This window comes from Luteimonas sp. 8-5 (assembly GCF_029763755.1).
Lineage (GTDB): Bacteria > Pseudomonadota > Gammaproteobacteria > Xanthomonadales > Xanthomonadaceae > Cognatiluteimonas.
This window is the reverse complement of record NZ_JARUVM010000109.1, coordinates 1-8,601: the sequence shown is the minus strand read 5'-3', so window position 1 is coordinate 8,601 and position 8,601 is coordinate 1. Positions and strand designations below refer to the sequence as shown.

Annotated in this window: 11 protein-coding genes; all 11 read left to right on the top strand. The window is 70.2% G+C overall.

Annotated elements, in window-relative coordinates; all coding sequences use genetic code 11:
• Positions 1-242: FimV/HubP family polar landmark protein (locus tag QAA18_RS10775; protein WP_279412944.1), on the top strand; the 242-nt coding region annotated here is incomplete at its 5' end.
• An 8-nt stretch (positions 243-250) separates the two neighbouring features.
• Positions 251-1,072, top strand: coding sequence for a tRNA pseudouridine(38-40) synthase TruA (truA, locus tag QAA18_RS10770; RefSeq protein ID WP_279412943.1), 822 nt, complete (start codon positions 251-253; stop codon positions 1,070-1,072).
• An 11-nt stretch (positions 1,073-1,083) separates the two neighbouring features.
• A complete protein-coding gene (locus QAA18_RS10765; protein ID WP_279412942.1) occupies positions 1,084-1,743 on the top strand; it encodes a phosphoribosylanthranilate isomerase in 660 nt (219 codons plus the stop codon).
• Positions 1,744-1,815: 72 nt separating this feature from the next.
• Positions 1,816-3,054 carry a tryptophan synthase subunit beta gene (gene trpB, locus QAA18_RS10760; RefSeq protein WP_279412940.1) on the top strand — a complete coding sequence of 413 codons (1,239 nt, stop codon included), beginning with the start codon at positions 1,816-1,818 and terminating at the stop codon, positions 3,052-3,054.
• Positions 3,051-3,476 (top strand): DUF3144 domain-containing protein, encoded by a 426-nt coding sequence (locus QAA18_RS10755; RefSeq protein ID WP_279412939.1) that lies wholly within the window; start codon positions 3,051-3,053, stop codon positions 3,474-3,476. The genes trpB and QAA18_RS10755 overlap by 4 nt, the downstream gene beginning before the upstream one ends.
• Complete coding sequence (gene trpA / locus QAA18_RS10750; RefSeq protein WP_279412938.1) at positions 3,476-4,303, top strand: tryptophan synthase subunit alpha; 828 nt, start codon at positions 3,476-3,478, stop codon at positions 4,301-4,303. Before QAA18_RS10755 ends, trpA begins: the two co-directional genes overlap by 1 nt.
• Positions 4,300-5,187, top strand: coding sequence for an acetyl-CoA carboxylase, carboxyltransferase subunit beta (gene accD / locus QAA18_RS10745; protein WP_279412937.1), 888 nt, complete (start codon positions 4,300-4,302; stop codon positions 5,185-5,187). The genes trpA and accD overlap by 4 nt, the downstream gene beginning before the upstream one ends.
• A complete protein-coding gene (gene glmM / locus QAA18_RS10740) occupies positions 5,184-6,539 on the top strand; it encodes a phosphoglucosamine mutase (protein ID WP_279412936.1) in 1,356 nt (451 codons plus the stop codon). The genes accD and glmM overlap by 4 nt, the downstream gene beginning before the upstream one ends.
• Before the next feature lie 2 nt (positions 6,540-6,541).
• Entirely contained in the window at positions 6,542-7,495 is a 954-nt protein-coding gene (locus tag QAA18_RS10735; protein ID WP_279412935.1) for a 2-oxoglutarate and iron-dependent oxygenase domain-containing protein, read from the top strand.
• 39 nt (positions 7,496-7,534) lie between these two features.
• Positions 7,535-8,293: a triose-phosphate isomerase gene (gene tpiA / locus QAA18_RS10730; protein ID WP_279412934.1), complete on the top strand. Its 759-nt coding sequence runs from the start codon at positions 7,535-7,537 to the stop codon at positions 8,291-8,293.
• Between the two features lie 27 nt (positions 8,294-8,320).
• On the top strand, positions 8,321-8,601 hold a 281-nt coding region (secG, locus tag QAA18_RS10725), incomplete at its 3' end, for a preprotein translocase subunit SecG (RefSeq protein WP_279412932.1).

Sequence of the window (8,601 nt, the reverse complement as noted above, 5' to 3'; positions counted from 1 at the left end):
CCGCCCCCGTGCAGCCCGCTCCACCCGAGGCCCCGCCGGTCCCGCACTGGACCGCGGCGCCCGCGCTGGTCGGCACCGTGCCCGCCGAGGACCTCAGCCCGGCACGCCAGGTCGAACTGGCCCGCGCCTATATCGACCTCGGCGACAACGGGGCGGCCAAGGACCTGTTGCAGGAAGTGCTCGCCGGCAGCGATCCGGTGGCGCGCGACATCGCGACGCGGATGCTGCGGGAAATCGAATGAGCTGACCCATGCGACTTGCATTGGGGATCGAATACGACGGCAGCGGGTTCTCCGGCTGGCAGCGCCTGGACAAGCCCGGTGAACCGCCGCGGCGCGACGAGGCGACCGTGCAGGCAGCGCTGGAAGAGGCGCTGTCCTTCGTCGCAGGCGAACGCGTTGCCACCACCTGCGCCGGGCGCACCGACGCCGGCGTGCATGCCGCCTGCCAGGTGGTGCATGTGGACACGCAGGCGCAACGCGACATGCGCGGCTGGATGCTCGGCACGACCTCGCGCCTGCCGCCGGCGGTAAGCGTGCTCTGGTGCCAGCCGGTCGCGGACGACTTCCACGCGCGCTTTTCCGCGCGCGCGCGCCGCTATCGCTATCGCATCCTCAACCGCCCGGTCAGGCCGGCGCTGCAGCGCCAGTACCTGTCCTGGGAACGCTTGCCGCTGGATACCGACGCCATGCATCGCGCCGCGCAGTCCTTGGTGGGCGAGCACGATTTCTCCGCGTTCCGCACCGTGCATTGCCAGGCCCCGCATGCCCGCCGCAACATCCGCGCGATCGGCGTCCGCCGTGAAGGCGAGGTGATCGAGGTCGAGATCGAGGCGAATGCCTTTCTTCACCACATGGTCCGCAACATCGTGGGTAGCCTGTTGCCGGTAGGGCGCGGCAAGGCCCCGGAAAGCTGGCCGGCGGAACTGCTGGCGGGCCTCGACCGGACGCTGGCAGGGCCTACCGCACCGCCGGACGGGCTGGTGTTCGTGGGTCCGCTGTATCCGCGCCGGTGGGGCTTGCCGGCTGCGGTCAGCCTGGCCGAGGGCGACGACAGGGAGGTGATCGAGTGATTCCCATCCAGATGAGAAGGACGCTGTTCCGTACCCGGATCAAGTTCTGCGGCATGACCCGCGCCGGCGACGTGCGCCTGGCCAGCGAACTGGGCGCCGACGCGGTCGGTTTCGTGTTCGCCGGCGACGGGCCGCGCCGCGTGCATGTCCAGGAGGCGCGCATGATGCGCAACGCACTGGCGCCGCTGGTCGACGTGGTGGCGCTGTTCATGGACAACACGGTGGAGGAGGTGCGCGACGTCGTGCGCATGGTGCGACCGACCCTGCTGCAATTCCACGGCAGCGAGGACGACGCCTTCTGCCGCGGCTTCGGCGTGCCTTTCCTGAAAGCCGTTGCGATGGGCGGCGGGCACGCGCCGACCACATCGGCGTTGCGCAGGCGCTACCCGACCGCCGCCGGCTTCGTGTTCGACGGCCATGCCCACGGCACCCCGGGCGGCGGTGGCAAGACGTTCGACTGGACGCGGCTGCCGCACGACATGGACAAGCCCATGCTCCTGGCCGGCGGCCTGGAACCGGGCAACGTCTTCGACGCCGTCACCACCGCGCTGCCCTGGGGCGTGGACGTATCCAGCGGCATCGAATCGGCCCCGGGGATCAAGGACGGTGAGCGGATGCGCCATTTCGTGGAGGAAGTGCGCCGCGCCGACTGCCACGTGGAGCACGCCTGAGCGCCTTCGCGGCGTCCATTTGGCCTACACTGGCCGGCCCAGTGCCGGATCCCGGCGCAAGCCCGCGATCCGATGAGCAGTCCGCAAGTCACCGATTTCCACGCCTGGCCCGACGCGAACGGCCATTTTGGCCGCCATGGCGGGCGATTCGTGGCCGAAACCCTGGTCGAGCCCTTGCGTGAACTGGCCGCGGCCTACGACGAGGCGCGTGCGGACCCGGCGTTCATCGCCGCGTTCGATGCGGACCTGGCGCACTACGTCGGCCGCCCCAGCCCGATCTATTTCGCGCAACGCCTGAGCCGCGAGGTCGGCGGCGCGAGGATCCTGCTCAAGCGCGAGGACCTGAACCACACCGGCGCGCACAAGATCAACAACACCATCGGCCAGGCACTGCTGGCCAGCCGCATGGGCAAGACCCGGATCATCGCCGAGACCGGCGCCGGCCAGCACGGCGTGGCCAGCGCCACCGTCGCCGCGCGCCTCGGGCTGGAATGCGTGGTGTACATGGGCGCCACCGACATCGGGCGGCAGCAGGTCAACGTCGACCGCATGCACATGCTGGGGGCGACCGTGGTCCCGGTGCATGCCGGCTCGGCCACGCTCAAGGATGCGCTCAACGAGGCGATGCGCGACTGGGTCGCCCACGTCGCCGACACCTTCTACATCATCGGGACCGTGGCCGGCCCGGACCCGTACCCGCGCATGGTCCGCGACTTCAACGCCGTCGTCGGGCGCGAAGCACGGGCGCAGATGCTGGCCGAATACGGCCGGCTGCCGGACGTGGTCACCGCCTGCGTCGGTGGCGGCAGCAATGCCATCGGCATCTTCCATGCGTTCCTGAACGATGCCGGCGTGCGCCTGGTCGGCGCCGAAGCGGCGGGCGAGGGCATTGCCGGCGGGCGCCACGCCGCGTCGCTGTCGGCCGGCCGCCCGGGCGTCCTGCACGGCAACCGCACCTACGTGCTGTGCGACGACGACGGCCAGATCGCCGAGACGCATTCAGTTTCGGCCGGCCTGGACTACCCAGGCGTGGGCCCCGAGCACGCCTTCCTGAAGGACCAGGGCCGCGCGAGCTACGTCGGGGTGGATGACGAGGCGGCCCTGGCGGCTTTTCATCGCCTTGCACGCTGCGAGGGCATCCTGCCGGCGCTGGAGTCCAGCCATGCGATCGCCCAGGCGATCGAACTCGCGCGCGGGATGCCCCCCGACGCGATCGTGCTTTGCAACCTGTCCGGGCGGGGCGACAAGGACGTGCATACCGTCGCCGCGCGCAGGACAATCCAGGGATCAACCCAAGAGGCAACACCGTGAGCGAAGAAACTAGCAACACCCAGGACCAGGCCCAGGACCAGACCAAGGCGCCGGAGGGCGGCAGGATCGACCCCGCGTTCTTCACCTGCGTCAACGAGTACCTGGAGCTGACCAACCGCCAGGCCAAGCAGCAGGGCCTCAAGCGCATTAGCATGGCCAGCCTGTACGCCGCCTCGCGCTTCAACGCGCACGTGTACATGGCCAACGCCGGTGCGCGCGTCGGCGAACAGCGCACCGAGTTCCTGGACTACATGAGCGCCATGTACCGGCGCATGCTCAACGAGCATCTCGACGGCCTGGGTGCCGAGCGCGGCATCGACGTGGGCGAGTCGGAACTGGCTGCCGAATACGCCGCGGCAGGCTTCAAGGCGCCTGGCGTTCCGATGGACACTGGCAACGGCATCAGCGGCGACAAGGCCTGATGAGCGATCGCCTGCGGGCGCGGCTGGACGCCCTGCGCGAAAGCGGCCGCAAGGCACTGGTGCCGTTCGTCACCGCAGGCGATCCGTCGCCCGAGGCGACGGTGCCGGTGCTGCATGCGCTGGTGGCCGCGGGCGCCGACGTCATCGAGCTCGGGGTTCCGTTCTCCGACCCGATGGCCGATGGCCCGGTGATCCAGCGCAGTTCGGAGCGCGCGCTGGCCAGCGGCGTCGGCATGCAGGCGGTGCTCGACTTCGTGCGCGAGTTCCGCCAGCGCGATCGGGACACGCCGGTCGTGCTGATGGGCTACCTCAACCCGGTCGACATCCGCGGCGCCGAACCGTTCGCGCGCGCGGCGGTGGACGCCGGCGTCGACGGCGTGCTGCTGGTCGACCTGCCGCCGGAAGAGGCCGATGCATTCCGGCCCGCCTTCGACGCGCACGGCCTTGCGCTGGTGCCGCTTGCCGCGCCGACGACATCGCCCGAACGCCTGGCGCGGATCTGCGCGGACGCGCGTGGTTACCTCTACTACGTCAGCCTGGCCGGCGTGACCGGGGCCGACGTCGGCGACGCCGGAGCAGTCGGCGAGCGCCTGGCCTGGGTGCGCGGGCAGTGCGGGCTGCCGGTAATGGCGGGGTTCGGCATCAAGGACGCGGCGACCGCCGCGGCCCTTGCCGCGCACGCCGATGGCGTGGTCGTGGGCAGTGCGCTGATAGAGGCCATGGCCGGCGCCGACGGCCCGGAAGCCGCAGCCGGCCGCGCTTCGGCCTTCCTTGCGCCACTGCGGGCTGCCTTGGGCGGGTCCGGCGGATTAGACTGTCGCGCATGAGCTGGTTGAAGAAATTGATGCCCGCGCGCATCCGTACCGAAGCGGCCACCGGCCGCAAGCGCAGCGTGCCCGAGGGCCTGTGGGAAAAGTGCGACAAGTGCGGATCGGTGCTGTACCGGCCGGAACTCGAGGAAAACCTCGAGGTCTGCCCGAAGTGCGGCCACCACCGTCCGATCCGCGCCCGCGCGCGGCTGGCCGCGTTCCTGGACGAGGGCACGGGTACCGAGATCGGTGCCGCCCTGGGCCCGGTGGACGTGCTGCGGTTCAAGGACCAGAAGCGCTATGCCGACCGCATCAAGGCCGCGCAGAAGTCCAGCGGCGAGCGCGACGCGCTGATCGCCATGCAGGGCGAACTCAAGGGCCGGCCGCTGGTGGCCTGCGCCTTCGACTTCGCGTTCATGGGCGGCTCGATGGGTTCGGTGGTGGGCGAGCGCTTCGCCCTCGGCGCCGAACGCGCGCTGGAGATCGGTTCGCCGCTGGTGTGCTTCTCCGCCACCGGCGGTGCGCGCATGCAGGAGAGCCTGTTCTCGCTGATGCAGATGGCCAAGACCTCGGCCGCGCTCGGTCGCCTTCGTGCGGCGGGGCTGCCGTACATCTCGGTCATGACCCACCCGACCACGGGCGGCGTCTCCGCCTCACTGGCGATGCTGGGCGACATCAACATGGCCGAACCCGAGGCCCTGATCGGCTTCGCCGGCCCGCGCGTGATCGAACAGACCGTGCGCGAGACCCTGCCCGAAGGTTTCCAGCGCTCCGAGTTCCTGGTCGAGCACGGCGCCATCGACCAGATCTGCGACCGGCGCGAAATGCGCGACCGCATCGCCACGCTGCTGGCAATGCTGATGAAGCAACCGGCGCCGGACGACGACGCCGAGGCCGCATGAGCCGCCGGTATTTCGGTACGGACGGGATCCGCGGCCGGGTGGGCGAGGGTCCGATCTCGGCCGACTTCGTGCTGCGCCTGGGCAATGCCTACGGCCATGCGTTGCGCGCGGCGCGCGGCGAGGGCACCTGGCGCAAGCCGGTGGTGATCATCGGCAAGGACACGCGCATCTCCAACTACATGTTCGAGGCCGCGCTCGAGGCCGGGCTGGTCGCCGCCGGCGTCGACGTGCAGCTGATGGGGCCGATGCCCACGCCGGCGGTCGCGCACCTGACCCATTCGATGCGCGCCGACGGCGGCATCGTGATCTCCGCCTCGCACAACCCGCATTACGACAACGGCATCAAGTTCTTCTCCGCCCAGGGCGAGAAGCTCGACGACGCCACCGAGCTGGACATCGAGGCCGCGCTGGAACAGCCGTTCCGGACCGTGGCTTCCGAGCAGCTGGGCAAGGCCGTGCGCACGCGCGACGCGGTCGGCCGCTACGTCGAGGCCTGCAAGAATTCCGTGCCCAGGGGCTTCGACCTCGGCGGCATGCGCATCGCGATGGACTGCGCCAACGGTGCGACCTACCAGCTCGGGCCGCTGGTGCTGCGCGAACTGGGCGCGCGCGTCGACGCGATCGGCGTCGATCCGAACGGCACCAACATCAACGACGGCGTGGGCTCCACCCATCCGCAGTCGCTGGTCGCGCACGTGCGCGCCACCGGCGCCGACCTCGGCATCGCCTTCGACGGCGACGGCGACCGCGTGCTGTTCGTCGACGGCGAAGGTGCCGTGTGCGACGGCGACGACCTGCTGTACGTGCTGGCCAGCGACTGGCAGCGCAGCGGGCGCCTGCAGGGCCCGGTGGTGGGCACGCTGATGAGCAACTTCGGCTTCGAGCGCGCGCTGCAGGCGCGCGGCATCGGCTTCGTGCGCGCCAAGGTCGGCGACCGCCACGTGCACCAGGCGTTGCTGCAGCACGGCGGCGTGCTCGGCGGCGAGGCTTCGGGCCACCTGCTGTGCCTGGACCGGGCCAACACCGGCGACGGCATCGTCAGCGCACTGCAGGTGCTGGAAGTGCTCGGCCGTACCGGCGCCTCGCTGCGCGACAGCCTGCGCGACATGCAACGCGTGCCGCAGAAGACCGTGAACGTGCGTTACGTCAATGGCGCCAGGCCCGCCGAGGCGCCCACCGTGCAGGCTGCGCTGCTCGCCGCGCAGGGTGCGGTGCAGGGGCGGGGCCGTGCCTTCCTGCGTCCCTCCGGCACCGAGCCGGTGGTGCGGGTCACGGTGGAAGCGGACGACGTCGCCCTCGTCGACGACACCCTCGAACAACTCGCGGCCGCGGTCAGGGCTGCGGCGGAATGACCATGAGCCAGCGCATCCCCACCCTCGACATCCGGCGTTTCACCCATCCTTCCAGCGACGCAGACCGCCAGGCCTTCATCGCCGAGCTCGGCGCGGCCTACCGCGAGTGGGGCTTCGCCGGCATCCGCGGCCACGGCATCGACCAGGCGCTGATCGACGACGCCTACGACGTGTTCAAGCGCTTCTTCGCGCTGCCGGACGAGACCAAGCGCAAGTACCACGTGCCGGGCGGCGGCGGTGCCCGCGGCTACACGCCGTTCATGGTCGAGACCGCCAAGGACTCGCGCTATCCGGACCTCAAGGAGTTCTGGCACGTCGGCCGCGAGATCCCGCGCGACTCGAAGTACGCCGCCGACATGCCGCCGAACCAGTGGCCGGCGGAAGTGCCGGAGTTCCGCGAGATCGGTTACGGGCTCTACACCGCGCTCGACGCGCTGGGCTCGCAGGTGCTGGCCGCGCTGGCGCTGCACATCGGCCTGCCGGAGTCCTGGTTCGCGGACAAGACCGACTTCGGCAACTCGATCCTGCGCCCGATCCACTACCCGCCGATCACCAGCCCGGAAGTGCCCAACGTGCGCGCCGGCGCGCACGAGGACATCAACCTGATCACGCTGCTGGTCGGCGCCAGCGCCGCGGGCCTGGAAGTGCTGTCGCGCAAGGGCGAGTGGGTGCCGTTCACCGCCGACGCCGACACCATCGTGGTCAACATCGGCGACATGCTGCAGCGCTACACCAACCACGTCTATCCGTCGACCACGCACCGCGTGGTCAACCCGCCCGGCGAGGCCGCGCGCCAGCCGCGCTACTCCACGCCGTTCTTCCTGCACCCGAACCCGGATTTCCTGATCGAGGTGCTGCCTTCCTGCATTTCGGAAGACAACCCGAACCGCTATCCGGAACCCATCACTGCCCAGGGTTACCTGGAAGAGCGCCTGCGGGAAATCAAGTTGAAGTAACTGGTAGACTGCGCGGCCTCGATTGGACGGGAGCGCGCGATGCGCCGCAGGATCGTAGCGGGTAACTGGAAGTTGCATGGCGACCGTGCGTTCGCCCATGCGCTGCTGGACGCCATTGCGGCGGTGCCGGCGCCCGAGCGGGTGGAGCGGGTGGTCTTGCCGCCGCTGCCTTACCTGGCCGACCTGGTCCAGGGTTATGCCGGCAAGGGCATTTCCCTGGGGTCGCAGGACGTCAGCGTGAACGAGAAGGGCGCCTACACCGGCGAGGTCTCGGCCGCGATGCTGGCCGACGTCGGCGCGCGCTATGGCCTGGTCGGCCATTCCGAGCGCCGCCAGTACCACAACGAAGACAGCGAGCTGGTGGCGCGCAAGTTCCTGGCGGCCCGCAACGGGGGCCTGGTGCCGATCCTGTGCGTGGGCGAGACCCTGCAGCAGCGCGAATCGGGCCAGACCGAGTTCACGATCCAGTCCCAGCTGCGGCCGCTGTTCGACCTGGCCGGCGCCGGGGCCCTGGACGGCGCCGTGGTGGCCTACGAGCCGGTCTGGGCCATCGGGACCGGAAAGACCGCCAGCCCGGACCAGGCCCAGGCGGTCCATGCCTTCATCCGTGGCGAAGTGGCGGCGCTGGATGCTAAAATCGCGGGCTCGCTGCCGATTCTCTATGGCGGCAGTTGCAAGCCCGACAACGCCGCCGAGCTGTTCTCGCAGCCGGACGTCGATGGCGGACTGATCGGCGGCGCCTCCCTGGTGGCTGCCGATTTCCTTGCCATCGTGGCCGCGGCCGCGGCGGCGCCCTGAGCCAAAACGGAAGCGATTCGCACCCCAATGTTCATCCTGGTCATCAACGTCATCTACGTGCTGCTGGCGATCGCCATGATCGCGCTGATCCTCATGCAGCGTGGTTCCGGCGCCCAGGCCGGTGCCGGCTTCGGCGGTGGCGCCTCGGCGACTGTGTTCGGCGCGCGCGGCGCATCGAGCTTCCTGTCCAAGAGCACCAAGTGGCTGGCGATCGCGTTCTTCGCGATCAGCATGGGCATGGCCTGGTACGCGACCCATCGCGCGGTGCCGCAAGGCCCGTCGCAGCAGGACCTCGGCGTCATGGCGCA